Origin of the sequence: Paenibacillus sp. DCT19, assembly GCF_003268635.1 — a bacterium.
Taxonomy (GTDB): Bacteria; Bacillota; Bacilli; order Paenibacillales; family Paenibacillaceae; genus Paenibacillus.
In genome coordinates this window covers 5,084,020-5,110,143 of the sequence record NZ_CP029639.1, presented here as the reverse complement: position 1 = coordinate 5,110,143, position 26,124 = coordinate 5,084,020, and the positions used below count along the sequence as shown (strand labels likewise).

Annotated in this window: 22 protein-coding genes and 1 pseudogene; 20 read left to right on the top strand and 3 right to left on the bottom strand. The window is 45.8% G+C overall.

Going from position 1 to position 26,124, the window contains the following annotated elements; genetic code table 11:
* Positions 1-30: 30 nt before the first annotated feature.
* Positions 31-543 carry an adenine phosphoribosyltransferase gene (locus DMB88_RS23335; protein WP_128103273.1) on the top strand — a complete coding sequence of 171 codons (513 nt, stop codon included), beginning with the start codon at positions 31-33 and terminating at the stop codon, positions 541-543.
* Positions 544-748: 205 nt separating this feature from the next.
* Here the strand turns inward: DMB88_RS23335 and uraA are convergent, their stop codons facing one another.
* Positions 749-2,065, bottom strand: coding sequence for a uracil permease (gene uraA, locus DMB88_RS23330; protein ID WP_128103272.1), 1,317 nt, complete (start codon positions 2,063-2,065; stop codon positions 749-751).
* Positions 2,066-2,447: 382 nt separating this feature from the next.
* Between uraA and DMB88_RS23325 the strand changes: the two genes are divergently transcribed.
* From DMB88_RS23325 to DMB88_RS23280, 11 genes and pseudogenes are all read left to right on the top strand, one after another.
* The gene (locus tag DMB88_RS23325) at positions 2,448-4,625 is read left to right on the top strand and encodes a RelA/SpoT family protein (protein ID WP_128103271.1); all 2,178 of its coding nucleotides are present in this window, start codon (positions 2,448-2,450) and stop codon (positions 4,623-4,625) included.
* A gap of 12 nt (positions 4,626-4,637) precedes the next feature.
* Positions 4,638-5,093, top strand: coding sequence for a D-aminoacyl-tRNA deacylase (gene dtd / locus DMB88_RS23320; RefSeq protein WP_128103270.1), 456 nt, complete (start codon positions 4,638-4,640; stop codon positions 5,091-5,093).
* Positions 5,094-5,172: 79 nt separating this feature from the next.
* Positions 5,173-5,340, top strand: a complete 168-nt coding sequence (locus tag DMB88_RS30350; protein ID WP_164848778.1) for a hypothetical protein — start codon at positions 5,173-5,175, stop codon at positions 5,338-5,340.
* 345 nt (positions 5,341-5,685) lie between these two features.
* Positions 5,686-6,192 carry a type 1 glutamine amidotransferase domain-containing protein gene (locus DMB88_RS23315; protein ID WP_128103269.1) on the top strand — a complete coding sequence of 169 codons (507 nt, stop codon included), beginning with the start codon at positions 5,686-5,688 and terminating at the stop codon, positions 6,190-6,192.
* Positions 6,193-6,297: 105 nt separating this feature from the next.
* Positions 6,298-6,747: a hypothetical protein gene (locus DMB88_RS23310; RefSeq protein ID WP_128103268.1), complete on the top strand. Its 450-nt coding sequence runs from the start codon at positions 6,298-6,300 to the stop codon at positions 6,745-6,747.
* Between the two features lie 722 nt (positions 6,748-7,469).
* Positions 7,470-8,720 carry a histidine--tRNA ligase gene (gene hisS / locus DMB88_RS23305; RefSeq protein ID WP_128104574.1) on the top strand — a complete coding sequence of 417 codons (1,251 nt, stop codon included), beginning with the start codon at positions 7,470-7,472 and terminating at the stop codon, positions 8,718-8,720.
* Positions 8,721-8,961: 241 nt separating this feature from the next.
* Complete coding sequence (aspS, locus tag DMB88_RS23300) at positions 8,962-10,740, top strand: aspartate--tRNA ligase (protein WP_063567716.1); 1,779 nt, start codon at positions 8,962-8,964, stop codon at positions 10,738-10,740.
* 17 nt (positions 10,741-10,757) lie between these two features.
* Positions 10,758-11,516 carry a tRNA threonylcarbamoyladenosine dehydratase gene (locus DMB88_RS23295; protein ID WP_128103267.1) on the top strand — a complete coding sequence of 253 codons (759 nt, stop codon included), beginning with the start codon at positions 10,758-10,760 and terminating at the stop codon, positions 11,514-11,516.
* Between the two features lie 312 nt (positions 11,517-11,828).
* Positions 11,829-13,124 (top strand): annotated as a pseudogene (locus tag DMB88_RS23290) (NCS2 family permease).
* Between the two features lie 188 nt (positions 13,125-13,312).
* Positions 13,313-14,971, top strand: a complete 1,659-nt coding sequence (locus DMB88_RS23285; protein WP_254438321.1) for an ABC transporter ATP-binding protein — start codon at positions 13,313-13,315, stop codon at positions 14,969-14,971.
* A 228-nt stretch (positions 14,972-15,199) separates the two neighbouring features.
* Positions 15,200-17,377 (top strand): HelD family protein, encoded by a 2,178-nt coding sequence (locus DMB88_RS23280; RefSeq protein ID WP_128103266.1) that lies wholly within the window; start codon positions 15,200-15,202, stop codon positions 17,375-17,377.
* Between the two features lie 193 nt (positions 17,378-17,570).
* Here DMB88_RS23280 and DMB88_RS23275 read toward each other — a convergent pair whose 3' ends face one another.
* Positions 17,571-18,446, bottom strand: a complete 876-nt coding sequence (locus tag DMB88_RS23275) for a DMT family transporter (RefSeq protein WP_128103265.1) — start codon at positions 18,444-18,446, stop codon at positions 17,571-17,573.
* 170 nt (positions 18,447-18,616) lie between these two features.
* On the opposite strand from DMB88_RS23275, the gene DMB88_RS23270 reads away from it, so the two are divergent.
* Genes DMB88_RS23270 through crcB (DMB88_RS23255) form a run of 4 tightly spaced genes read left to right on the top strand, consistent with a single transcriptional unit; the run spans position 18,617 to position 21,578 of the window.
* Positions 18,617-19,498 (top strand): LysR family transcriptional regulator, encoded by an 882-nt coding sequence (locus DMB88_RS23270; protein WP_128103264.1) that lies wholly within the window; start codon positions 18,617-18,619, stop codon positions 19,496-19,498.
* Between the two features lie 18 nt (positions 19,499-19,516).
* Positions 19,517-20,824 carry a replication-associated recombination protein A gene (locus DMB88_RS23265; RefSeq protein WP_128103263.1) on the top strand — a complete coding sequence of 436 codons (1,308 nt, stop codon included), beginning with the start codon at positions 19,517-19,519 and terminating at the stop codon, positions 20,822-20,824.
* Between the two features lie 2 nt (positions 20,825-20,826).
* A complete protein-coding gene (gene crcB / locus DMB88_RS23260; protein ID WP_128103262.1) occupies positions 20,827-21,225 on the top strand; it encodes a fluoride efflux transporter CrcB in 399 nt (132 codons plus the stop codon).
* On the top strand, positions 21,222-21,578 hold the full coding sequence (gene crcB / locus DMB88_RS23255; RefSeq protein WP_128103261.1) for a fluoride efflux transporter CrcB: 357 nt from the start codon (positions 21,222-21,224) through the stop codon (positions 21,576-21,578). The genes crcB (DMB88_RS23260) and crcB (DMB88_RS23255) overlap by 4 nt, the downstream gene beginning before the upstream one ends.
* Before the next feature lie 185 nt (positions 21,579-21,763).
* On the opposite strand, the gene mnmA is transcribed toward crcB (DMB88_RS23255), so the two are convergent.
* Positions 21,764-22,888 carry a tRNA 2-thiouridine(34) synthase MnmA gene (gene mnmA, locus DMB88_RS23250; protein ID WP_128103260.1) on the bottom strand — a complete coding sequence of 375 codons (1,125 nt, stop codon included), beginning with the start codon at positions 22,886-22,888 and terminating at the stop codon, positions 21,764-21,766.
* A 439-nt stretch (positions 22,889-23,327) separates the two neighbouring features.
* Here mnmA and DMB88_RS23245 point away from each other — a divergent pair, with 439 nt between their 5' ends.
* The 4 genes from DMB88_RS23245 (at position 23,328) to DMB88_RS23230 (ending at position 25,948) form a co-directional block, all read left to right on the top strand.
* On the top strand, positions 23,328-23,747 hold the full coding sequence (locus DMB88_RS23245; RefSeq protein WP_128103259.1) for a cysteine metabolism transcriptional regulator CymR: 420 nt from the start codon (positions 23,328-23,330) through the stop codon (positions 23,745-23,747).
* 143 nt (positions 23,748-23,890) lie between these two features.
* Positions 23,891-25,042, top strand: coding sequence for a cysteine desulfurase family protein (locus tag DMB88_RS23240; RefSeq protein ID WP_128103258.1), 1,152 nt, complete (start codon positions 23,891-23,893; stop codon positions 25,040-25,042).
* Positions 25,043-25,206: 164 nt separating this feature from the next.
* Positions 25,207-25,728, top strand: coding sequence for a PRC-barrel domain-containing protein (locus DMB88_RS23235; protein ID WP_128103257.1), 522 nt, complete (start codon positions 25,207-25,209; stop codon positions 25,726-25,728).
* 10 nt (positions 25,729-25,738) lie between these two features.
* Positions 25,739-25,948, top strand: a complete 210-nt coding sequence (locus tag DMB88_RS23230) for a hypothetical protein (RefSeq protein WP_024633070.1) — start codon at positions 25,739-25,741, stop codon at positions 25,946-25,948.
* Positions 25,949-26,124 lie beyond the last annotated feature (176 nt).

The window sequence follows — 26,124 nt, the reverse complement described above, 5'->3', positions numbered from 1 at the left end:
TTGTGCTATTTATTTTAGGAGGAGATTATTTTGGATTTTAAAGAGTATATTCGTGTCATTCCTGACTTTCCACAACCAGGAATCAGCTTCAAGGACATTACGACATTGTTGAAGGATGGAGAAATGTACCGCAATGCGATCAATGAGCTCAAAACAATGGTTTCTGATCTCAAAATTGATGTAATTGCCGGACCTGAAGCACGTGGTTTCGTTGTAGGCGCTCCTCTGGCTTATGCTCTTGGTGTCGGTTTTGCCCCGATCCGTAAAAGCGGAAAATTGCCAGGAGAGACGATTGAAGTTGGATATGATCTCGAGTATGGCAAAGATACGCTCGCTATGCATACAGATGCGATCGAAAAGGGACAAAATGTTCTGATTGCTGACGATCTGCTTGCAACGGGTGGAACGATTGCGACTTCGATCAATCTGATTGAACAATTGGGTGGTAAAGTTGTTGGTGCAGCTTTCCTGATTGAGCTGTCTGATCTGAATGGTCGTTCCAAGTTGCCTGAAATTGACGTATTTACACTGATGAATTACTAAGATTTCAGCATAGTGCTTGCTGTGATTGAACAAGAATTGGATCTCCCGTTTCCCGGGAAATAATATACAGCATTAACTATTATAAAGAAGCCTGTTCCCTCATTCCTTGATGGTGTGAGAGAACAGGCTTTTTTTGCGTTGGTTAGGTTTTATTATGGGCGAGGGCTATTTCGTGTTTAAGTATTATTTTGAACCCAATTATATATTAGTCTGGTGTTTTCTCTGTCAAAGGTTGTTTCTCTGACTTATCGTTAGACCAGCCTATCACTTCAAACAGTTTGAATAGCAGGCTCATAAATATACCAACAATTGTTGCAAGTGCCATACCTTTGAGATGAACACCATAGAAGCTTATTTCCGCTCCACTTAATCCAACCACGAGCACGAGGGTTGTCAGAATCAAATTGGTTGGTTTAGTAAAGTCCACTTTTTGTTCAACCAGAATACGTAATCCGGATGCTGCAATGACTCCAAACAGAAGTAGTGAGACACCACCCATAACTGCTGGAGGGATATACGAGATCAGGGCCGAGAATGTACCTGAGAAGGAAAGTACAATCGCTATAATGGCTGCGCCACCAATCACATAGATCGAGTATACTTTGGTTAAGGCCATAACGCCGATATTTTCGCCATAGGTTGTGTTTGGAGTAGATCCAACAAAACCAGATAGAATGGTGGAGACGCCGTTACCAAGCAAGGAGCGATGCAGACCTGGGTCTTTGGACAGATCTTTACCTACAATACTGCTCGTTACCAGCAAGTGACCAATATGTTCTACAATAACAACGAGAGCTACAGGTAAAATGGTTAGAATGACCGACCAATCAAACGTTGGTGTGGTGATTGTCGGAAGAGAGACAATACTAGCTTCAGCAATCTTATCCGTTTCGACAGCTTTCATTAAGAAACCAAGTGCGTAACCGGATATAATCCCAATCAAAATATGAATGATTTTGGGAAAGCCACGGAACGTTACAGCACCCAGTACAGTCACACCTAAGGTTACCATCGATAAAATAATAGGTTTAGCCTGTGGAACCCAGTCAGGATTTTTAAGAGGTTCTGGATTAATCAGCCCAGCCATTCCGGCTGCAACAGGAATGAGCTCTAACCCAATTAACGCTACAATCGCACCCATAGCTGCTGGTGGAAACACAACGTTAATCCAACCTGTGCCTGCATACTTAATAATGAGAGCTACAAGGCAGAACACGATACCTGTGATGATAAAAGCACCAAGAGCCATTGAATATCCGTTGCCTGGATGAGTGAGCAAGACAGACTGTACTGGTGCAATAAAGGCAAAGCTGGAACCGAGGTACGCAGGAATCTTTCCCTTACACATGAGTATGTAAAGTAATGTACCAATACCGTTCATTAGCAAAATCATACTTGGGTCAACACCGAAGAGATTCGGCACAAGCACCGTACTTCCAAACATGGCGAACAAATGCTGAAGGCTTAGCAGTGAACCTGAGCCGAGCGGCATCTTTTGATTAACCTGAATTTCGCGTTGCACTGAATGTTCATCTCCTTTTCCGAAACACAAACTTTCAATAGATTACAGAGTTTCTCTTAATTAAGCAATAACATTTTGTGTAATAGCATGGGTTTGAGGTGTTTTTTTATACTTTATATTCTATTTCAGCTAGGATGGGGAATAATAATACAGAGGAATACCTATTTTTCTTTGATTAAACCGAACATTTATACGAAGCGTCATCATGGGGACAGAATACATATTTTAACCTAAAAAAATGGAAAACTTACTCTTATTCGTCAGCAGTTGACGGGAAACGGGTGAAGCGTCATAATTATAGGAAATTACTTTTACGGGGAACCTGTGTTCATGCAATGTCACGGGTTCCATTTTGTATAGAAAGGACACGGAACAGATCAGAATGGGCATAGAGCAATTACTCGAGAAGGCCGGAGCCTACATCAAAGAACCCGATCTGATTCGCATACGTGAAGCTTACGAATTTGCGGATCAGGCACATCACGGACAGACGCGAAAATCGGGAGAACCTTATATTCTGCATCCGCTTGCGGTTGCCGATATTGTTGTGAACATGCAGATGGACACCATCTCCATTATTGCAGCGCTTCTTCATGATGTAGTAGAAGACACTACGGTGTCCCTTGAAGAAATTCGCAATCATTTTGGCAATACGTGTGCTATGCTTGTTGACGGCTTGACGAAGCTGGAACGAATTCAGTTCCGCTCCAAAGAAGAGCAACAGAACGAGAACTATCGTAAGATGTTTATTGCTATGGCGCAGGATATTCGTGTAATCGTCATTAAATTAGCAGACCGACTGCATAATATGCGGACGTTGAAATTTCAATCGGAAGAAAGCCAGCGTCGCATCTCGTATGAAACGTTGGAGATTTTCTGTCCAATTGCCAACCGCCTTGGTATATCTGCAATCAAATGGGAAATGGAGGACATCGCCCTCCGTTATTTGAATCCGCAGCAATACTACCGTATTGCGAATCTGATGCACAAGAAGCGTGCAGAACGAGAGCAATACATTGATACGGTTATGGACGGAATTACGAGCAAGCTCGAAGAGATGGGAATTCAGGCAGACCTATCAGGTCGTCCGAAACATATCTACAGCGTCTTTAAGAAAATGACAACGAAGAACAAGCAGTTCAATGAGATATATGACCTGCTTGCCATCCGTATTATTGTGGATAATATTAAGGATTGTTATGCTACGCTCGGAATTATACACACGTTATGGAAACCGATGCCAGGACGTTTTAAAGATTATATCGCCATGCCGAAGGCCAACATGTATCAATCCTTGCATACAACGGTCGTTGGCCCTAACGGTGAACCAACCGAGGTTCAGATCAGAACTTGGGATATGCACCGTACCGCTGAGTTCGGTATCGCTGCCCACTGGGCGTACAAGGAAGGCGTGGCTTCAGGCAATAATTTTGAGGATAAAATTACGTTCTTCCGTGAAATTCTCGAACTTCAGAATGAGGCTCAAGATGCTTCTGAGTTTGTGGAATCGCTCAAAATGGACTTTTTCTCTGATCTCGTGTTTGTATTTACACCGAAGGGAGAAGTCATTGAACTTCCGACAGGCTCTGTGCCACTCGATTTTGCGTACAGGATTCATACGGAAGTAGGTAATCGTACGATTGGAGCTAAGGTGAATGGTCGTATTGTACCACTCGATTATCACCTGAAGACCGGTGACATTATTGAGATTTTGACGTCCAAGCATTCGTATGGTCCGAGTCAGGACTGGCTCAAAATCGCCAAGTCGTCACATGCGCGAGCTAAAATCAAGCAATGGTTTAAGAAGGAACGACGTGAAGAGAATGTGGAAAAAGGACGCGAGAGCTGTGAACGTGAGCTCAAACGTATGGGGCTTGATCCATCTGCTTGGATGACGGACGACAAGTTACAGGAAGCAGCCAAAAAATACGCATTTAACGACATTGACGATATGCTTGCAGCTGTTGGGTTCGGCGGAATCACGGCTGCGCAGATTGTGACCAAAGCAACAGAGAAGCTGCGCAAAGAGCAGGAAGAATCCAGCTTGCTGGAACTGAATTCCGAGATGCGTGAGTTGAAGCCTGCACCAGAACGCAAAAATCGTCCGACAAATGGCATTCGTGTCAAAGGAATAGATAATCTGCTCGTTCGTTTTGCCCGCTGTTGCAACCCTGTGCCTGGAGATGAAATTATCGGATATGTTACACGTGGACGCGGCGTTTCTGTCCATCGAAGCGACTGTCCAAATATCCCAACAAGCGCAGATGGAGAAGAAGCAGCACGTGTAATTGAGGTCGAGTGGGAAGAGAATATTGAAGCGAGCTACAGTGTGGATATTGAAATTACAGGTCATGATCGCAATGGCTTGCTTAATGAGGTACTTCAAGCTGTCTCTGAAAGTAAAACGAATATTTCTGCCGTTACAGGACGGACAGACAAAAATAAATTAGCATTGGTGCATGTCACTATTTTGATTCGTAATACAGATCATCTGCATTCCGTGGTAGAACGAATCAAACGGGTGAAGGATGTTTATTCGGTGCACCGGATCATGCAGTAAGGAGCCTGTGCAATGAGAGTGCTTGTGCAACGCTGTAAAGAGGCTCAGGTTACTGTGGATAACGAATTGACGGGACGAATTGAGTCGGGACTAATGCTGCTCGTTGGCATTACACATGAGGATACGGAAAAGGACGCTCAGTATTTGGCTGACAAAGTTGCAGGACTTCGCATTTTCGAAGATGAGCAGGAGAAGATGAATCTTAGCTTATTGGATGTGGGCGGAGCCGTGTTGTCTGTATCTCAATTTACGTTATACGGTGACTGCCGCAAAGGGAAACGTCCAAGCTTCGCGGCTGCAGCTAAACCAGATATAGCTGAAACATTATATGAGCTGTTCAATCAGTTACTACGGGATAAAGGGATTCAGGTGGAAACGGGGCGTTTCGGCGCTATGATGGATGTGACCTTCACGAATTGGGGGCCAGTCACCCTGATGCTTGAAAGTCCTAATAATCCAAGCGCATGAGCATATTCAGATCGTGATCTGGTCATAATGAAGGATATCCAGTCGATGAAATTTATTGTCAAAGGAGTATCCTGCCATTATGCGTCAATCTGTCAAGGAAACAAGATCACGCGTTGAACCTTTACTTCTTCCAGGAAACTTATATGAATCGCTCCAATTGGCTCGTGCGGCTGCTGAATATGCATCAACAGTGTGGGAGCTGGAGAATGCAGATAAAGGGGAGCAGAACAGGCTTCCACGTAGCTGAGTTAAGAGTGATATTGCATGGAACTTAGAGTTAGCCTGAAACGGATTAATGAACGGAATTCCGTTTGAAATAACCACTGCCACAGAGAAGACCTGAATTCATTTGATATGAATCAGGTCTTTTTGGTACGGAGCGAGAGGCACGATTGAAACATAAATGGAGTTGCAAAGAAAAGAAGACGAATTGTTATAAACGCCTTCAGTTAGGGTAATAACAAAACGAGGCGCAGGGATGCGCCAAGTCATACGACAACCTAACGGGTAAAGAACAGATAGGATAAATATACACAGTTCTGCAGAACCCCGATTTCAAGAAATTTCGAACACGGAAAGGAGAACATACGTTATGAGTAAAGTTGCTTTTTTATTGGCGAATGATTTTGAAGATTCGGAAATGCAGGTGCCATATGATGAAGTGAAAAAAGCTGGACATGAAGTAGAGATCATTGGTTTGAAAGCAGGAGAATCGCTAAAAGGTAAGGGAGGAAAAGTAACCTATACCTCAGATAAGGCGATCTCAGAGGTTTCCTCATCCGATTATGATGCGGTAGTTATACCTGGTGGTTCTTCTCCTGAAAATCTGCGGACAGATGCAAACATTTTGAAGTTTGTAACGGAGATTAATAGTGCGAAGAAACCAATCGCGGCAATCTGCCATGGTCCACAGATTTTGGCAAGTGCTGATTTGCTCAAAGGTCGTACCGTGACGTCATATCCACCGCTTAAGGATGATATGGTGAATGCTGGGGCAGAATTTAAGGATCATGAAGCTGTAGTGGATGGAAACTATATTACATCCAGAACACCTGAGGATGAGCCAGCATTTGTCCGTGAATTGTTGAAAGTCATTTAATTTCCATTAAATGAATGAGCCTAATATAGTTTAGAATTTTAGAATTCCTAAACGATGTTTTAGCTTAGAACTATGGCAGTTCAACTCGATAAAGGAGGGTTTGACATGGCAAAACATATTCAGGCGTATTTTCGAACAGAAGATGAGGCAGAGGGAGCAAGAATCTCACTTCAAGCGTATCGCACAGAGCATTTGGAGGTAGGACAACTGGATGGTGCGGTAGGTAGAAATAATCGCATACTGATACCTTTGGTGCCATACACCGCCACGGGTGGTGCAGGAACGAGTGGAGGTATAGGTGTGGGAACAGCACCTGGTGCTCCAGGAGCGGGGAACGTTGTTCCTGTAGTCGCGGATGTAGATCGTGATGCAGAGAAAGATCCTCGTGATCGGATCAATGAGGATGGAGACTTGCTAAATGCTGCGGATGTGTCTCCGGGAGATTATAGTGATCTGCATTACGTTTTGTCTGCCAAAGTGAGCGATGAGGACTATGATGATATCGTTCATAAGCTCCGCTCTAACCATGCCTATGTAGAGGAATTGGACGAATAATATATTCAAGGCTAGCAAGCCCCTGTAACGTCTGACTTTCAGGCGTTGCAGGGGCTTTGCACATGTAAAATAGCTTGTTTATAAAGCGCTATCATTTTTGTAATATTACTGTAATATTAGTTACATAAGGCTTTAACATAGTGGGCTTATAATAACACACATGACCCCCTTTTTTTATATATGATTTGAGCCCGCACACCGTGTGCGGGCTTTTTTTTGCAGTCTTTTCAGGTTAACCCTTGACTTTAGCACTGCGGTCCATTACAATCAGGAAATAATATTGACTTCAAACGTTAGATTAGAGCGTTAAAGGACATATAACGATGATTTGATGACGGGACCAAGTACTCCGTGCCCACATGACCAGAGAGGAATCCCCAGGCTGTAAGGATTCTCTTGATGAGCGGACGAATGACTTCCCCGAGAACAGACTGCGAACACTTCTGAGCTTCTTATGATGGTCAGTAGCAGCCCTGCGCAGACGTGCGTTACACGTTGAGCGGAATGGTTCTGAATGAATTCATACAAGTGCACTTGTTGTATGATCAGACGAATCACCTGAACGGCTAATGTTTCAGGTTTCCGAAATGTGGGTGGTACCACGGGTGAATGTTAAACACAATCTCTCGTCCCTTTGTTTGCTGTATACAGCGACAGGGCGAGGGATTTTTTGCTATTTAAAGAGATTGTTCCAAAATATATCAATGCTGGAGGGATGAATGATGGCTTTTCAAAAACCAACAGGTACACAAGATTTGTTGCCTGGCGTTGTAGAGAAGTGGCAGTACGTAGAAGAAAAAGCACGTGACCTCTGCCGCCGCTTCAACTATCGTGAAATTCGCACACCGATTTTCGAACAGACTTCTTTGTTTGTGCGAGGTGTAGGAGAGACGACGGATATTGTCGAGAAGGAAATGTACACGTTTGACGATAAGGGTAATCGAAGTATGACTCTTCGTCCTGAGGGCACTGCTGGTGTGGTGCGAGCTTATGTGGAGAATAAAATCTATGGTGAACCCGATGTAAGCAAACTGTACTATATTGGTCCGATGTTCCGTTATGAGCGTCCGCAAGCAGGGCGTCAGCGTCAGTTTCATCAGTTTGGCGTAGAGGCGATCGGAGCACTTGATCCAGCTATTGATGCAGAAGTAATTGCACTCGGTTACCAACTATGTGTAGAGCTTGGCTTGAAGGATGTCAAAGTTGAGATCAACTCCGTGGGCAATCCAACCAGTCGTGCGGCTTACCGCGAACAATTGCTGGGCTTCCTCAGACCGATGAAGGATACCCTCTGCAAAGATTGCCAATCTCGGATGGAGCGTAACCCCCTGCGTGTGCTCGATTGCAAAGTAGATCAGGATAAATTCGTTGGTGCACCGTCCATTCTGGACAGTCTTGATGAAGAGTCTCTGAATCACTTTGCCAAGCTAAAAGCATATCTGGATGACTTCGGTGTAGACTATGCCGTGAACAATCGTCTCGTACGTGGACTGGATTATTATACACTCACTGCTTTTGAGTTGAAGGCACAAGGTATTGGTGCAATTGATACTGTAGGTGGCGGTGGTCGATATAACGGTCTTGTCGGAGATATCGGCGGGCCAGATCAGCCAGGGATTGGATTCGGGATTGGTTTGGAGCGGATTCAGCTCATTCTGGAACACCAAAACATTGACGTTACCACGCTTGCTCCGCTCGATGTTTACTTTGTCGCTTTAGGCGAGGCAGCGGATCGCGAAGTGAACCGTCAGCTGTTCAAACTTCGCCAATCCGGTTTATCTGGAGAACGTGACTACCTGGGTCGTAAGATGAAAGCTCAGATGAAGTCGGCAGACCGCTTCAAAGCACGTTACACCGCCATTCTCGGTGATGATGAGCTAGAGCGCGGTGAGATTGCACTGAAATCCATGGATACCGGTGAACAACAGACAGTGAAGCTTGAAGACTTGGTCACTGCAATCCAAGGTAAGTAGATCAGGGTAAGTAAAATCTTTTGAAAACTGTATCTAATGCAACAAAACATAAGAAGTAACATATGATCCGGCGATCTTACAGACGAACGTAGACTAAACACGATTTGATGTGGAAGGTTGAGTGATTCTGTAAGAAAAACGCCTTTTCTAATAAAATCGTCTTCACACAACCGCACTGGTGATAACGGGATCTGCCTGCTATCAACACAGAACGGAAATTCACATAATGAGGAGTTTGGTTATGAAAAGAAGTCATCATTGCGGCGCATTAACACCCGCACACATCGGTGAAACAGTAACATTAAACGGTTGGGTTCAGACTCGCCGTGACCTTGGGGGCGTACTCTTCATTGATCTACGTGACCGTAGTGGAATTGTACAAGTTGTCTTTAACCCAGCTTACTCAGGCGAAGCTCTGCAAATCGCAGACCGTGTACGTAGTGAGTACGTAATCGCTGTTACCGGTAAAGTCGTTAAGCGTGACGAAGAGACGGTAAACAAAAACTTGCCTACAGGCGAGATTGAAGTTCAAATTACAGAAATCGAAGTGCTGAATGCAGCCAAAACACCTCCATTCTTCATCGAAGATGGCGTTGAAGTTGATGAATCACTTCGTTTGAAATATCGTTACCTGGACCTGCGTCGTCCGGAAATGTTCGAAACATTGAAACTGCGTTCCAAAGCATCTAAAGTATTCCGTGATTATCTGGATGGAGAAGAGTTCGTTGAGGTAGAAACACCAATCTTGACTAAGAGCTCCCCGGAAGGTGCGCGTGACTATCTTGTACCAAGCCGTGTGCATGAAGGTGAATTCTTCGCCCTGCCACAATCCCCACAGATCTACAAGCAATTGCTGATGGTCGGTGGATTGGAGCGCTATTATCAAATCGCACGTTGTTTCCGTGATGAGGATCTGCGTGCAGACCGTCAACCGGAATTCACGCAAGTCGACATCGAGACTTCCTTCTTGCAACAGGATGACCTGCTGCCAATGATGGAAGAGCTTATGGCTAAATTGCTTCGTGAAACAAAAGGTATTGAGCTTGAACTGCCATTCCAACGTATCACGTATGCAGATGCAATGGGTAAATACGGCTCAGACAAACCAGATCTGCGTTTTGGCATGGAGCTGGTAGAAATGAACGATATCGTAGCGAATAGCGGTGTTAAAGTATTTGCTTCTGTCATCGAAAAAGGCGGAGAAGTAAAAGTACTGAACGCTAAAGGCTGTGGTACATGGAGCCGTAAAGAAATCGACGACCTCGGACCATTCGCAGCGCGTTACGGTGCTAAAGGTCTGGCATGGATTCAAGTGAAAGATGGCGAGTTCAAAGGGCCAATCGTGAAGTTCTTCACGCCTGAAGAGATTGAAGCCGTTAAAGAACGTACAGGTGCAGAGGAAGGCGACTTGTTGCTCTTCTCCGCTGACACGAAAAAAGTCGTTGCTGACGTTCTGGGCGCATTGCGTCTGAAAATTGGCCGTCAACTCGGTCTGATTGATGATAGCAAATTCAAGTTTGCTTGGGTTGTAGACTTCCCACTGCTTGGATATGATGAAGATGCGAAACGTTATGTGGCGGAACACCATCCGTTCACACGTCCAAAAGATGAAGATGTACATTTGTTCGACACAGACCCAGGTGCAATTCGCGCTCAAGCCTATGACCTTGTTCTGAATGGTTATGAAGTCGGTGGCGGTTCGATGCGTATCTACAAACGTGACGTGCAAGAAAAAATGTTTGCAGCCCTGGGATTGTCTCCAGAAGTGGCTAATGAGAAATTCGGTTACTTGCTCGAAGCATTCGAATACGGAACGCCACCACATGGCGGTATTGCCTTTGGTCTTGACCGTCTCGTGATGTTGCTTGCTGGTCGTACGAACCTGCGTGAAACGATTGCCTTCCCGAAAACGGCAAGTGCAACCGATCTGCTCATGAATGCACCTTCTGAAGTAGACAACTCGCAATTGGAACAACTTCACATCCGTGTAGCCCGTAAACCGGTAGCGGAAAAGAAATAAAGGAGGTTTCGATCTCAATGCTCCATCAATTTTCCAGAACAGAGCTGGCCATCGGACCTGCAGGTCTAGATGCTCTCAAAAATAGTACCGTAGCTGTACTCGGCATTGGCGGCGTAGGCGGTATTGCAGTAGAAGCCCTTGCGCGCAGCGGTATTGGACGTATCATCCTGATTGATAAAGACGTGGTGGATATCACGAATATCAACCGCCAGATTCACGCGTTGACAACAACCGTAGGTCAGAAAAAAGCCGATCTGATGGTTGAACGGGTGAAGCTGATCAATCCTGAGTGTGATGCGATTGCGCTGAATATGTTTTACACGGAAGAAACGTACGAGGAACTGTTCAAATATGAATTGGATTATGTGTTGGATGCATCCGACACAATCATCTATAAAGTCCACCTCATTAAAGAGTGCCTGAAACGTAACATTCCAGTGATCTCCAGCATGGGTGCGGCAAATAAAATGGATCCGACGAAATTCCAGGTTGCGGATATTTCCAAGACATCCATGGACCCGATTGCTCGTGTAGTGCGTACGAAGCTTCGTAAAGACGGTATCAAAAAAGGCGTGAAGGTGGTATTCTCAACAGAAGAGCCACTCAAACCACGCGCAGATGTTACGCAGAAAATCGTACCGGAGAACGCACCAGAAATACGTAAAGCCAAACAGCCACCAGCGAGTAATGCCTTTGTTCCACCGGTAGCTGGACTGATTATGGTCAGCGTTGCGGTGAAAGAACTGCTTGAAAAAGCAGAGAAGCAAGAGGCATAACAGAAACAATAAGAAGCAAGCAGCAAGTAAGAGGTATATCTATTGAATAAATTCCTCTACCTTATAGAACGTGGGTGCCTTTGTGCACCTGCGTTTTTTGGTGTTTGTTTACTACCTATCTTCTGAAAAGCTCAATCGACATACCCATCTATATCAGTCACGTATATGCTGTGATAAGTGAATTAGACGTGCATTTAGATATGTCAGGATTACGTCATGTACTTCAATGTGAAAACCGTGTATGATATGGATTGCTGTGCGAAATGATGATAAATACATAGAGATTCGCAGCTTGAGAGGGGAATAGAACGAATGAAACATGGATGGATGTCCAGACGACTCGGTATCGAGCCGGGGATCAGTGGAAAAAGGAGATTGTGGCAGGAGCCATTTCTTACTTTGCCGTGGTCTATATCGTTATGGTCAATGCTACAATTCTATCTGATGCCGGAATGCCATTACAGGCGGCTATGGTAGGCACGTTACTCACATCTATTGCAGGTTGTTTACTTATGGCATTTGGCGGGAAGTCGCCTATTGTGGTTGTGCCTGGTATGGGGATTAATGCTTTCTTTACGTATACATTGGTACATTCGATGAAGCTGAGCTGGCAGGAAGCGCTGGCTGTTGTAGCCGTTACAGGGGTGTTGTTTGCAATCGTTGCATTCACGTCATTATATAAAATAATCAGCGAAGCAATCCCCAAAAATCTACAGCATGGTATTACCGTAGGGATTGGCTTGTTTTTGACGTTCATCGGTTTGCAAAAAGCGGGATCGTAATCGCGCACCAGACTACGTTTGTAGCAATTGGGCATTTCAACGATCCAAATGTAATTACTGCCTGCGTAACGCTAATTCTTGCGGTAATTTTGTTTATCCGTAATGTACAAGGTGGATTACTCATCAGTATTCTGATTGGTACAGGACTTGCCTATGTCCTCGGTGCAGTACACCCAGGCGAGTCGGTATCTGCAATGGAGGCGCTACGCCAGTATGGGACTTGTTTGGCGAGTTATCATTGATGAAGCTGGCGGACATCGCTTTCTGGATTGCCGTGTTCCTATTGTTACTCATTGTAGTGTTCGAAAATATTGGACTCATTACCGCTCAGACGCAGATGATTGGCCGCCCGGAACGATTCAAAGGCAGTCTACGGGCACTCTCCATTAGCACGGTGCTGGCAGGTATATTCGGAAGCAGCCCGCCGGTTGCGGCAGCGGAGACGACTGCTGGTATTGCTGCAGGGGGCCGCACGGGTTTGACACCGCTCGTGACAGCATTGCTGTTCGGAGCAACCTTTTTCTTCATCCCATTGCTTGGTTATATTCCAGATAGTGCGATTGCACCGATCTTAATTATTATAGGTGGTTTGATGGTACAAGGTGTGAAGGACATGGATTTTGGCGACTTCACAGAGGCATTCCCGGCCTTTTTAATCATGGTCATGATTCCCTTTACGTATAGTATCGTGGATGGTATGGCGTTTGGATTCATCGCTTATCCACTAGCGAAGCTGGCCGCAGGTCAAGGGAAACAGGTGCCGGTAGTGATGTATGGTATCTCCATTTTATTTTTGGCTAATTTCGTGCTGCATGGGGTGTTGTAAAAGGGCAGGAACCTAATGTAAGTTCATACGTATGATCCTAGGTAGATGAGAACGGGAGGAACGGGAATGGAAGAGCAGCAACAACAAGAATTGAATGAGCCTAAGGTTGGAAAAAAGGATTTAAGGATTTCGTTAAGCTCATCGCTTCCACGAATCCACCCAAATTAATTCTGGTTCTGGCTCTCATTTTGACTTTGATTCAGACTACAGCCGGACTGATTGTGCCTCTGATGACCAAGGGTCTGATCGATGGACTGACGACTTCCGCACTGGATAAGTCCATTATTATGTTATTGGTTGGGGCATTTGTCATTCAGGCCATTGCTTCGGGCATCAGTATTTATATGTTGAATTATGCAGGGCAACGAGTGGTCGCAACATTGCGAACCAAGCTATGGAACAAGGTGTTATCTCTACGAATGCCGTATTTTGACCGCAATCGCACCGGGGATACGATGAGTCGGATCACCAATGATACAAGTCAGATCATGACTTTAATTGCGGATTATCTTGTATCGTTTGTATCTAATATCATTGCCGTTATTGGTGGGGTGGCGTTGTTATTTTATCTGGATTGGGTGATGTCGCTCATTATCCTAAGTCTTGTGCCACTTACGTTATTAATTTTGTTACCGGTTGGGAAGAAGATGTACAAGATCTCCAAGAAACAGCAGGATGAGATGGCGGGTCTGACGTCGGTACTTAGCCAAGTGATTGGCGAGATTCGATTGGTTAAAGCCTATGGTACGGAGAAACAGGAGGCAGAAGCAGGAGATTCCCGGATTCGCAAAATGTTTGCTTTTGGTTTGCAGGAAGCACGCATTCTGGCTCTGATCGGTCCGTTGTTTTCATTTGTCATGACGGCTGTGTTGGTCGTTATTCTAGGTGTTGGGGGAATGCGCGTAGCGTCTGGTATTCTGTCGCCAGGAGAGCTGGTAGCTTTCATACTGCTCTTGTTCCAAGTCATCATGCCTATGGGACAGTTCACGACATTATATTCTCGTTTGCAAAAGGTAGTCGGAGCAACGGAACGCATTCAGGCTATTCTTGCCGATGAAGAAGAACAGAACCACAGCACAAAGGTAGCGCCTAAGGGGAATGAAACCATTGAATTTCACAATGTGCATTTTTCCTATGTCACAGGGGAAGAAGTGCTACATGGAATTGATCTAACGGTTCCTACACGGAAGGTAACGGCTATTGTTGGACCAAGTGGGAGTGGTAAATCGACGTTGTTCTCCTTATTGGAGCAGTTCTATATGCCGGATTCAGGTCACATTTCGTATGGTGGACAACAGATTTCGGAGTATTCTTTATCCTCTTGGCGGGGCAAGATCGGGTATGTATCACAGGAAAGTCCGCTCATGGCTGGTACGGTCAAGGACAACATTACATACGGCTTGACTCGTGAGGTTACGATGGATGAGATCAGGCGGGCTGCGGAGATGGCGTATTCGGCTGACTTCATCGACAAGCTACCTCAGGGTTATGAGACAGAAGTGGGCGAAAGGGGTATCAAGTTATCTGGGGGCCAGCGTCAACGGATCGCTATTGCTCGTGCACTGCTCCGCAGCCCGGATATTCTCATGTTGGATGAAGCGACATCCAGCTTGGATAGTACCTCAGAACATGAAGTTCAACAGGCCTTGTCCAATCTTATGGAGGGAAGAACTACGATTGTGATTGCACACCGGTTGTCTACGGTCGTCGATTCGGATCAGATTGTTGTGTTGGAGCATGGACATGTGACTGGAACAGGAACACATGCGGAATTGATCAGCAATCATCCGGTGTACCGTGAGCTGGCTCAGAAACAGTTTGTGGCTCAGGAAGGTCAGAATAATTAATTTCTAATTACAGGTACAGTTGTGCGTATTTCACCACAGATATTCAACAAGCTGAAGCTATACACCGTTGTTCTTTCGTTTCTTACAAACGAGAACAGCGGTTTTTAGTTTGCTGGTATGGGGTGTGCCTGTAGCTTTTTGCAGATCAATGTGATATATTGGGTATCCTTTTGCGTGGTCAGTGATTGGCTATGCAGAGCAAACATATTCTTAGGAGGTAACTGAAACATGTCAGACAGCTTTCAAAGTGCCTATCAAGAAGAAGAGTACAGGTTAGAGCGAACGATGGAGGAAGTGGATCGTCAGTTGGAACGACTGCGGAATGTTCCGGTCTATACCGGCCACGACTTCACAGAGCAAGTGTTGGAAGCGGGACGCGAAGAGCGCCGCACCGCCTTGTCCAAGAGCGCGCAGCAACCCTATTTCGGACGCTTGGATTTCGAAGAGCAGGGCAGCGGTGCACGGAAACCGCTGTATATTGGCAAGATCGGCGTAGACCGCGAAGAGGTGGGCGAGCATCCGCTCGTCATCGATTGGCGTGCTCCTGTCGCGAGTCTGTTTTACTCTTTTACAGGAGGTGAAGCCTCCGCTACGTATGAAGCCCCGGAAGGGCTTATTGAAGGTCTAGTGTACTTGAAACGAAACGTTGTCATTCGGCAGCGGATATTGGAGCGTGTGGCAGATACGTATAATCGCGACAGCGACCAGCCAGCCGTATCGGATGAATTCCTCGTGTATCGGTTGGGTGAGAACAAGGATAACAAGCTTCGTGATATTGTCTCTACTATTCAGGCAGAGCAGGATCAGATCATTCGGGCGGCAAGAAACACCGCTTTGATTATCCAGGGTGTGGCTGGATCTGGAAAAACAACAGTTGCCCTGCACCGCCTTGCCTTCTTGCTGTATCAATATAAGGAGCAGGTATCTGCGGAGAAAATGGTTATTTTTGCACCGAACCATATGTTCCTTGACTACATCTCCGATGTACTGCCCGAACTGGGTGTAGGTGATATCCAGCAGCAAACTTTCCCGGATTGGGCGATGAATCTGCTCGGTCTAGAGATGCCTTTGGCAGATACGGCGGAGACATTAAACACATGGTTCGAAACACCAGCCGCTCGTCCTGAGCTGAATGATGATGTTCCTGGGCGCTACAAAGGATCGATCCGCTTCATGGAGCTGATTAAGGAATGGCTGTCCGGGATGGAAGAGGATTCCGTGCCAGATATGGACTTCAGCCCATGGGATGGGGCAGTGCTCAGTAAAGCCGAGATCGAGGGTTGGTTTGGAGACGAATACAAGCACTACCCACTCGCCAAACGAAAAGAACGCGTCATGGCACGTATTCATCGCTGGATTGAGATGGAACTCAAAAAACCTGCACCGGAGGCTGTACGCAAGGAACGCAAAAAGAAAGCAGCTACCCGGGAAAAGGCTTATGCCAAAAAGTGGCCGCAATATGAGCCGCTAACGCTGTATAAGCAATTGTTCAAAGTGATTAAAGGTGGTTCAGTACCAGCATCTGCACAGCAAGCGATTCCGAAGATGGTTATGAAGCAGACGGCAGCAGACCTGAAGGAAAATCGTGTGCGGGAAGAGGATTTGCCTGCGCTCGTTTATATTCATACGTTGGTTAATGATATCGAAGGCAATGATCGGTTCGATCACGTCGTTATTGATGAAGCGCAGGATTTTTCCCCGTTTCACGTGGCATTGCTGGATCTGTTTGTAAAAGGGCATTCCTTCACGATTCTTGGCGATCTCTCGCAAGGCATTCATGAGTACCGTGGTGTACACACATGGGAAGAGATGAGTTCTTTGTTTCCAGCAGAGCAGAATGCTTATTTTGCACTAACACGTAGTTATCGTTCGACAATGGAGATCATTGATTATGCGAATACCATTCTGGAACAGGGCGTTAAGAGTGGGATTACAGCGATCCCTGTGTTTCGGAGTGGTGATCCTGTCCGGACACTGCCTTATGGTAGTGAGGGGCGGACTGCGAGTCTAGAGCGTGCTTTGAAGCTGCTCACAGTCAAGGATTATCGGACAGTTTCTATTCTAACGCGTACCTTGCATGAAGCGAAGGAGTTACATCGTGATTTAGTGCAGGCGGGGTGGGAGCTTAATCTGATTGATGGCGGCAAAAAAGAGTATACTGGTGGTCACTCCGTCCTGCCTGTGTATTTGTCCAAAGGGCTGGAGTTTGATGCAGCCATTGTGGCGGATGTGGATCAGACGCATTATCTGCCTAATGCAGGGGATGCGAAGTTGCTATATGTAGGGTGTACACGTGCCTTGCATGAGCTATGGCTGTTTCATGAAGGTGATCTACCAGCTTATGCTTCTGCAACGCATAATTCGGACGGTGACCTGGTATCGATTCAGCAGTGGCCTGAAGTTTAGAGCGAGATGAAATTGATTCATCGATAAATAAATGCGACAAGTCATGGTGCTTAGAGAGCCCCATGACTTTTTTTGTACTTGTATAAGTTACTGGTATTACCTACTCATATTACTTATTCGTACTGTCTACTTGTGCTGACCGTTCGTTTAGAGCCCATGTATGACCACTCGTACTAGCTACTTATGTCAGCTATTACGAATTCGTTGTACTCAGCTGTATCATACGTTGACGTCGATTGACCAGATAAATACCGATACAGATGAACGATCCACCTACACCCATCATCCACGCCATGCGTTCGGATAGCAAAATCCAGCTTGAAAGTACACCAAAGAACGGAGCCAAGAAGAGGAAAGAACTTGTTTTGGCGGGATCACTGTGTTGTAGCAGATAGAACCAGAGTGAGAATTGAATGATCGAACAGATGAGTGCCAGCCACAGCAGGACAAAGACAGAGGTCACATTTAGAACAAAATGGGGTTCTTCCGTCCAAGCACTTAAGATCAGGAGAGCTATGCCACCAGCGAGCATTTGGTATGCGGTAAGTACAAATGTATCCTGCGCAGCTCCCCAGCGTTTAATCAGTAATGTGGACACGGCAAAACAAAAGGAGCCGGCAAGACCAATCCATGTTCCAGGACTTACGCTCAGCTGCAGACCAAACGTTAACACAACTCCTATAAAACCTAGCAGCACACCAGCCCACTGGCTCAAGCGGTAGCTCACCCCATATAAAACTGCACTGAATAGAATGACCAGTAGGGGATTAGTGAAGGTCAGAATGGCTGACTCTCCCGAAGTGATCCAATTCATACTGTAGTACGCGCAGCCCATGACACCGGCGGACTGGAATAGTCCGATCAAGGCTACCTGGAACCATTGTCGACATCCTACGGGCAGCGGGCGTTTACGCACAATATAGACCATTATGATGCTGGCTAGGATATAACGCAGTCCCATAAGCAAGAAGGGCGGAGCGTAGTGCATGCCTATTTTACCAACAGGAAATGAAGTTCCCATAATGAACGTAGTGATGATAATCAGTAGTGTGTATCGTCCGGTTTTCATACCAAAAGTACTCCTTTAAATGAATTACGTTACAAAATCTGACCAGCAACGGTTATGTGCTGTATCCTGATATCCTCAATTGTAGGGCTGATCTGTCATGCTGTATAATGATTGTTAGTGATCTTGGTATCATTAATAATGATGTCAAGTGAGGAGGATATGATGATCATATGGAGAGCGGAGATCTACGAATATTTCAAGTTGTAGCCCAGGAAGGCAATCTAACCAAGGCAGCGGAGCGCCTGGGATATGTGCAGTCCAATGTCACAGCAAGAATCAAATACCTGGAGGCCGAGGTCGGTACGTTATTATTCATTCGTCATAATCGGGGGATGACATTATCTCCTGCGGGGGAGTTGTTGCTTACCTATGCCGATAAGATTATCGGATTACTGAATGAGGCAGAGAAAGCACTATGGGCCACCAATGAGCCAACAGGCCCGCTACGAATAGGCTCTACACAGACGGCTGCGGCTGTACGATTGCCAGAACTGTTTGCGAGTTATTATACGCTGTATCCATCGGTTTCCCTGTCATTAAGCACAGGCAACTCACAATATCTAATAGATCAGGTGCTGGGATATGAACTGGAAGGAGCTTTTATAAGCTGCTTATGTGATCATCCTGATCTTTCCGGGGTACCCGTCTACGAAGAGGAATTATTTATTGTATCCTCTGGCATTCGTCCAGAGAATCAAGAACTCGTTGAGAAGCCTGTTTTAGTGTACAGTATGGGGTGCTCCTACCGTCAAATTTTAGAAGACTGGCTACGAAGCAATGGTGTTAATCGTCCCGTAATTATGGAGTTTGGTACGCTTGAAGCCATCATTAGTGGGGTGACTTCAGGTATGGGGATTTCATTGTTACCTGAAATTGTAATTCGACATCATTTGCAACAAGGATTATTGCGTAAACATTCACTTCCTTTGGGTATGAGTCATATGATGACGTATTTTATCACTCGCAAAGATGCCTTTGTGAGTAGTGCTCTACGTGCATTTATGGATTTGTTACCGAAAGAGTATGATATGATAGAGAGTAGAGGTCATTAGTTAAGGAAGTGATAGGTTATGGATTTATTTTCATTTCAACAAGATTCACAGCCACAGGCAAGACTGCTCGCTGACCGGATGCGGCCAGAGCAGCTTGATGAATATATTGGACAAGAACACATTATCGGACAGGGGAAATTGCTGCGACGTGCAATCGAAGCGGATCAGATTTCCTCCATCTTATTATACGGCCCTCCAGGCTGTGGCAAAACAACTCTTGCCAACATCATCTCCAAGCATACACAAGGGCAGTTTGTGCGTCTTAACGCAGTGGATGCCTCTGTCAAAGATGTGCGTGAAGTGATCGAACAGGCGCAGACGAACAAACAGCTGTATGGTTCCAAAACGATTCTGTTTCTGGACGAAGTTCATCGCTTCAATAGCTCTAGACAGGATGCTCTTCTTCCGGCAGTTGAGAAAGGCACCATTATTTTTATCGGAGCTACGACGGAGAATCCCTTTCACTATGTTAATGGAGCCTTAATGAGTCGTTCCACCCTGTTCCAGTTAGAGTCCTTGAACAAGGAGCATTCTCTAATTGCGATGCGTCGTGCGCTTGCGGATGCGGACAAAGGGCTAGGCTTTATGGAGCTGCAGGTAGACGAGGAAGCGTTGGAGCATATTGCTACGATGGCTAATGGGGATATTCGCCGAGCGTTAAATGCACTTGAACTGGCTGCCCTGACGACACCACCGGAGAAGGATGGTACGATTCATATTACGCTTGGTGTAGCGGAGGAGTCGATTCGGCGTCCCATCGTAAAAGCGGATGAATCAACGCAATATGATGTGTTATCTGCCTTCCACAAGAGTATTCGTGGTTCTAGTGATGCGGCGTTATTCTGGTTTTTATATGCAGTGGAGAAGCTCGGCATGGACCCGATGACGTTTATTCGTCGCCTGATTGCAGCGAGCAGTGAGGACATTGGACTTGCTAATCCACAAGCGATGACACAAGCCATTGGCGCATTGGATGCATACCGGAACAACGGATGGCCTGAAGCCAAGCTGAACATTGCTCAAGCGATTCTATTCGCGGTAGAGAGCCCTAAATCGAATGCGGTTTATACGGCCATATCCAAAGCGATGAATGCCATTGATGAAGTGAAATCGGCAGAGGTTCCTCTTCATTTGAGGGATACGCATTACTCTGGTGCAGTCAAACTTGGACATGAAGGTTATCAATACCCGCATAACTATCCAGGACATTATGTGAAGCAGGAATACCTACCTAAGCAACTATCACGCCGTGTATTTTACGAAGCGACAGAGCAGGGGAATGAATCGAAAATTCGGCTGAATCAACAGCGACGCAGAGATCTGTAATTATGAAAGAATTCATATATGTGGCGTGTGGTGGATTGGTAGGAACACTTACCCGGTATGGAGTACAGGTCTGGATGCCTGCAGCGAATGAAGGTTTTCCTTGGGCGGTGCTGTTGATTAATGCGCTTGGCAGCTTGTTCCTGGGATGGTTCTTCACCGTTGCTGTCCCGGGTAAAATAACACCTCAACTCCGCCTAGCAATCGGCACTGGATTTACAGGGGCGTTCACTACATTTTCCACGTTCAGTCTAGATATCGTGCGGTTGATCGAGGGAGGACTATGGGAGAGAGCTCTCATATACCTGTTAGTTAGTTTGGTTGCAGGACTGCTTCTCTGTGGGCTTGGCATGAAAATTGGACATCGTATGCTCAGCAAATCGTCGGCAGGAGGTGCTTCATGATCCTGTGGATTGGGTGTGCCGGTATGGTGGGTGCAGTGCTTCGTTATAGTCTCGGAAAATGGATTACGGGCTCCATCAGTACAGGATTTCCGTGGGGAACCTGGATGATTAATATCAGTGGTTCTCTATTATTGGGTTTGCTGTATAGCTGGCATCAGTCGGCGATAATACCGGATTGGTTATGGGTGGTAGGAGGTACAGGGTTCTGCGGAGCATATACTACCTTCTCCACCTTCGGATATGAAACACTTGGCTTGTTGAATCAAGCAAGGTATGCCCGAGCTGCTGTGTATGTAGCTAGTTCAGTTGTGCTAGGTGTAACCGCCGCTTATGTAGGAACCTGGGTCGGGTGACGAGCGGGAAAATCAGTCGGGTTGCCAAGATAGAAAAATTTATTTTTTTTGCAATAAAAAGCAGGAAAAAAGCCATCCTTCATGGTATACATGAAAGATGGCTTTTCTTATCGAGATACAAGGCTTTCTTTATGAGGAAGGAAGGACTGTGCAAACAGCCCTACAGTACATCATAAAGAGCGTTTTTATTGCATTGCGGGTACAGGTACTTTTTGCACCTGATCTATCGTTCCGCCGCCCAGACACACTTCTCCGTCGTAGAAAACGACAGCTTGTCCTGGTGTAATGGCTTTTTGCTGCTGGTCGAATTGTACATCGACACTACCGTCTTCTTGCCATGTCAGCGTTACGCCTTGATCTGGCTGGCGATAGCGGAATTTTGCGGTACAGCGGAATGGTACGTTAGGCACCTTCTCTGCACCAGCAATCCAGTTTACACCGGTTGCTGTGAGACCTGTTGAGTACAAGCTTGCATGGGCATCGCCCTGTACAACAAGCAGTTGATTACGCTCCAGATCCTTATCAGCAACAAACCAAGGCTCACCATTACCAGACCCACCAATTCCGAGACCTTGGCGTTGTCCAAGTGTGTAGTACATGAGGCCATCATGGCGACCTTTTACTTCACCAGTAACGATATCTACCATATCTCCACCTTTGGCAGGTAGGTAGTTACTCAGGAACTCTTTGAAGTTGCGCTCGCCAATAAAGCAGACACCTGTGCTATCTTTTTTCTTCGCAGTGTACAGACCGGCTGCTTCAGCGATTTTACGCACTTCCGGTTTGGGAAGATGACCGATTGGGAACATTGCTTTGGATAGCTGGTTCTGATTGAGTGCGTTAAGGAAATAAGTCTGATCCTTGTTATTGTCCACACCACGCAGCAGTTTGAATTGGCCATCCTCTTCAACCAGGCGGGCATAGTGACCTGTTGCTACATAATCTGCACCCAGATCAAGCGCTTTGTTAAGGAATTCGCCGAACTTGATCTCGCGGTTGCACATGACATCAGGATTTGGCGTGCGACCTGACTTATATTCATCAAGGAAATAGGAAAATACTTTATCAAAGTATTCTTTCTCGAAGTTGACAGTGTAGTATGGAATGCCGATCTGTTCACATACCCGGCGCACATCCTCTGAATCTTCTTCAGCGGTACAGTGGCCGAACTCGTCTGTGTCATCCCAGTTTTTCATGAAAATGCCGATGACATCGTATCCTTGCTCTTTCAATAGGAGCGCAGTTACGGAAGAATCGACACCCCCGGACATGCCAACGACGACCCGTGTATTTTCAATTGTTTTGGACATCGTTATCACCACTTCTATAAATAAATGTGTTTCGTTCTCGTTCCTTATCATATCAGAAAGTGTAAGTCTCGGAGCACCATCTTTCTAAATAGGGTAAGAAACATTTTGGCTGAATGCGATCAAGCTTCTGTGAAGCACGTCAATAGACGCTTTTCTTATTCTAGCATAACCCGGTCTAAGTTACGATACACCCGGCTAACTTTGGATAGTGTCCACTGTAGGCGTACATTTTTTGAAAATCGTCAATCTTTGTTTTCCATAACACAGACAGATATGTTAACATTAGCTGAGGGTTATGATCGGAATACGTAGGATTAGAAGTATAAGACCTGTATTTTCCCATCCTTAACCACACAGTAAGGGAAAGACGGTCATGAATCACATAGGGTAAGTTAAGATTTATCGTGCGTTTTTTCGAAAATTGAAAGAGGTGACTCCTTTGAAGATATCAACAAAAGGCCGTTACGGTCTCACAATCATGATGGAGCTGGCTGCCAGAACAGGCGAAGGCCCTACATCACTTAAAAGCATTGCCGAGCGCAACCAGCTCTCCGAGCATTATCTGGAGCAATTGATCGCTCCGCTGCGTAATGCAGGACTGGTTAAAAGTATTCGCGGTGCCTACGGTGGCTACATTCTCGCAGGCGATCCTGCAACAGTAACCGCAGGTGACGTGATCCGCGTTCTAGAAGGACCAATCTCCCCGGTGGACTTCACCGAAGAGGATGACCCAGCTAAGCGAGATCTGTGGCTGCGTATTCGTGATAGCATTGCAGAGGTGCTGGACTCTACAACATTGAAGGATCTCATTTCGTTCGAGGATCAGGAGAAAAAAGATAGCTACATGTTCTATATCTAAATAAGATGACGAGCATCAGAGATCACACATAATAAAGCCCCCATTATGGGGCTTTAGCCATGCAACGAGCTATTTAAGTCGTATGTGTATACATGTAATTTAATTGCGAATTCGTAATTTAACGATAAACGGAGTGAAGTGAAATGCAAAGAATCTACCTGGATCATGCTGCATCCACACCAATGCATCCACAGGTCGCAGAAGCGATGATGAAAGTTATGACAGGGCAATATGGTAATGCATCCAGCATTCATGCATTTGGACGTGATGCCAAACGCGTTGTCAGCGGCGCGAGAGATGCTGTAGCGAAGGCTTTGGGCTGTTTGCCAGATGAGCTGGTGTTCACCGGAGGTGGAACGGAAAGTGATAATCTAGCTGTTTTTGGTGCCGTATCAGCAAGAAAAGATCGTGGACGTCATGTCATTACAACGGCTATTGAACACCATGCTGTATTGCATACATGTCAGGAATTGGAGCGTCAAGGATACGAAGTAACTTATCTGCCTGTTGATCAGTATGGAAGAATTAACGTGGATGAATTACGTGATGCGATTCGTCCAGACACAATTCTGATTACGATTATGTTTGCCAACAATGAAGTAGGAACAATTCAGCCGATACGTGAGATTGGTGAGCTTGCAAGACAACATGATATCTGGTTCCATACCGATGCGGTTCAAGCACTGGGTACACAACAGATCTCATGCCATGATTTGCCTGTGGATCTGATTAGCTTCTCTGCTCACAAAATCAATGGACCACAAGGTGTCGGTGCACTCTATGTGCGGCGTGGAATCGTGCTGGAAGCAAGAGCACACGGAGGGTTGCAGGAGCGGCAGAGACGTGCAGGAACAGAGAACATGGCGGGCATTGCCGGATTCGCTGAAGCATTACGACTTGTTTCGGCAGAACAACAAATGCGTTACGAGCATGATCTGCAGCTTAGAGCATTATTGCTTCAACAGTTGGAGCAGCACGTGGGAACAGAGCATTTTCATGTGAACGGCCACCCCGAATTTACGCTTCCCAACATTATAAATATCAGCTTCCCGGAAGTGTCCACAGAGACGATGTTAATGAACCTCGATATGGAGGGGATCGCTGTTGCCAGCGGCTCGGCATGTACATCGGGTTCTCTTGAATTGTCCCATGTACTCAAAGCGATGAAGCTTCCAGAGGCATTTTTGCACTCAGCGATTCGTTTTAGTTGGGGATTGGGTAATACTACGGAAGAAATCAGGATAACCGCCGAAAAAATTGGAACCATTCTTGGGCGACTGCGTAATAGACCCTAAGGGGATCTTTACACTGGGACATAAGGAGGGAAGAAGTTCCATTTCATCGGTTGGATAGAGCGGTTTGGATGTGGGTATCTGATTGCAATTCATAAGCTTTGGGCATACCTAACAAGGATAACACCGCGCCTATTTAATGATAAGAAGATGAGGGGGACCCTACGATGAAGCTTCAGGAAATGATCGGTCTAGCTGTTTTTGATGTTGAGGATGGCAAACAGGTCGGCAAAATCCAGGATTTCATTGTGAGTGACGATTGGAAAATTGAAGGCATTGAACTTGAGAACAAAGGCCTGTTTACCAGTCATGTCAAAATCGTGCAGTGGCAAGATATCGTTGCCTACGGCGAAGATGCCGTCATGATCCGTAATCAACAGGCTGTCCGCAAGACGGGAGCCGACGACATAAAACATACGTACCTTCTCGGTCAGTCTAAATTGAAGGAGAGATCTGTACTTACTGAAGAGGGATTGTTGTTAGGACGAATCTCTGATGTTTATTTTGACCAAGAGTTGGGAAATACAATAATAGGGATTGAAATTACGGACGGGTTCGTGTCCGATTTGATTGAGGGCCGTAAATGGCTGCCATGTACAAGCGATATGTCTATCGGGGAAAATGCCGTTATGGTACCTCCACTGAGTGAGCAGCGCTTGGAAAATGCCATTCATTCTGTTAATGGATAGGTGAATGAATATGAAATGTCCAAACTGTAGTTCCAAAGATATCGGGAAAATTGGTTCCCACCAGTTTTATTGCTGGGGTTGCTTTATCGAATTAACGGTGAACGGAGAGAAGATGTCTGTGTACCAGGTAGAAGAAGACGGCACACTTAGCTCACTCGATGACTTGTTCTTCGGTGAAGAGTTGCCACAAGACTTCCCTCACCTGCACGCATCTTCTTAAAGAGGTTGTTCAAAAAGTCCGCTTTTGATTACGAAAGATGCGCGAGTGGCATCTCAACGTCGAACATGGGATTCAGCCGAAATAAGTGGAGGCTTACGAAGCTTGTTTCCGTAGGAAACAATGTAGTTGCTCACGTAGTTTTGCCTACGCTCCGCTACTCCATTTCTAGCTTCATC

What these genes read in the sequence shown, in the direction of transcription:
- crcB (WP_128103261.1), top strand. Translation starts at nt 21,222, where the DNA reads ATGATCCTGTGGATTGGGTGTGCCGGTATGGTGGGTGCAGTGCTTCGT.
- DMB88_RS23265 (WP_128103263.1), top strand. Translation starts at nt 19,517, where the DNA reads ATGGATTTATTTTCATTTCAACAAGATTCACAGCCACAGGCAAGACTG.
- crcB (WP_128103262.1), top strand. Translation starts at nt 20,827, where the DNA reads ATGAAAGAATTCATATATGTGGCGTGTGGTGGATTGGTAGGAACACTT.
- mnmA (WP_128103260.1), bottom strand. Translation starts at nt 22,888, where the DNA reads ATGTCCAAAACAATTGAAAATACACGGGTCGTCGTTGGCATGTCCGGG.
- DMB88_RS23235 (WP_128103257.1), top strand. Translation starts at nt 25,207, where the DNA reads ATGAAGCTTCAGGAAATGATCGGTCTAGCTGTTTTTGATGTTGAGGAT.
- DMB88_RS23240 (WP_128103258.1), top strand. Translation starts at nt 23,891, where the DNA reads ATGCAAAGAATCTACCTGGATCATGCTGCATCCACACCAATGCATCCA.
- DMB88_RS23315 (WP_128103269.1), top strand. Translation starts at nt 5,686, where the DNA reads ATGAGTAAAGTTGCTTTTTTATTGGCGAATGATTTTGAAGATTCGGAA.
- DMB88_RS23295 (WP_128103267.1), top strand. Translation starts at nt 10,758, where the DNA reads ATGCTCCATCAATTTTCCAGAACAGAGCTGGCCATCGGACCTGCAGGT.
- hisS (WP_128104574.1), top strand. Translation starts at nt 7,470, where the DNA reads ATGGCTTTTCAAAAACCAACAGGTACACAAGATTTGTTGCCTGGCGTT.
- dtd (WP_128103270.1), top strand. Translation starts at nt 4,638, where the DNA reads ATGAGAGTGCTTGTGCAACGCTGTAAAGAGGCTCAGGTTACTGTGGAT.
- DMB88_RS30350 (WP_164848778.1), top strand. Translation starts at nt 5,173, where the DNA reads ATGCGTCAATCTGTCAAGGAAACAAGATCACGCGTTGAACCTTTACTT.
- aspS (WP_063567716.1), top strand. Translation starts at nt 8,962, where the DNA reads ATGAAAAGAAGTCATCATTGCGGCGCATTAACACCCGCACACATCGGT.
- DMB88_RS23275 (WP_128103265.1), bottom strand. Translation starts at nt 18,446, where the DNA reads ATGAAAACCGGACGATACACACTACTGATTATCATCACTACGTTCATT.
- DMB88_RS23325 (WP_128103271.1), top strand. Translation starts at nt 2,448, where the DNA reads ATGGGCATAGAGCAATTACTCGAGAAGGCCGGAGCCTACATCAAAGAA.
- DMB88_RS23280 (WP_128103266.1), top strand. Translation starts at nt 15,200, where the DNA reads ATGTCAGACAGCTTTCAAAGTGCCTATCAAGAAGAAGAGTACAGGTTA.
- DMB88_RS23270 (WP_128103264.1), top strand. Translation starts at nt 18,617, where the DNA reads ATGGAGAGCGGAGATCTACGAATATTTCAAGTTGTAGCCCAGGAAGGC.
- DMB88_RS23230 (WP_024633070.1), top strand. Translation starts at nt 25,739, where the DNA reads ATGAAATGTCCAAACTGTAGTTCCAAAGATATCGGGAAAATTGGTTCC.
- DMB88_RS23310 (WP_128103268.1), top strand. Translation starts at nt 6,298, where the DNA reads ATGGCAAAACATATTCAGGCGTATTTTCGAACAGAAGATGAGGCAGAG.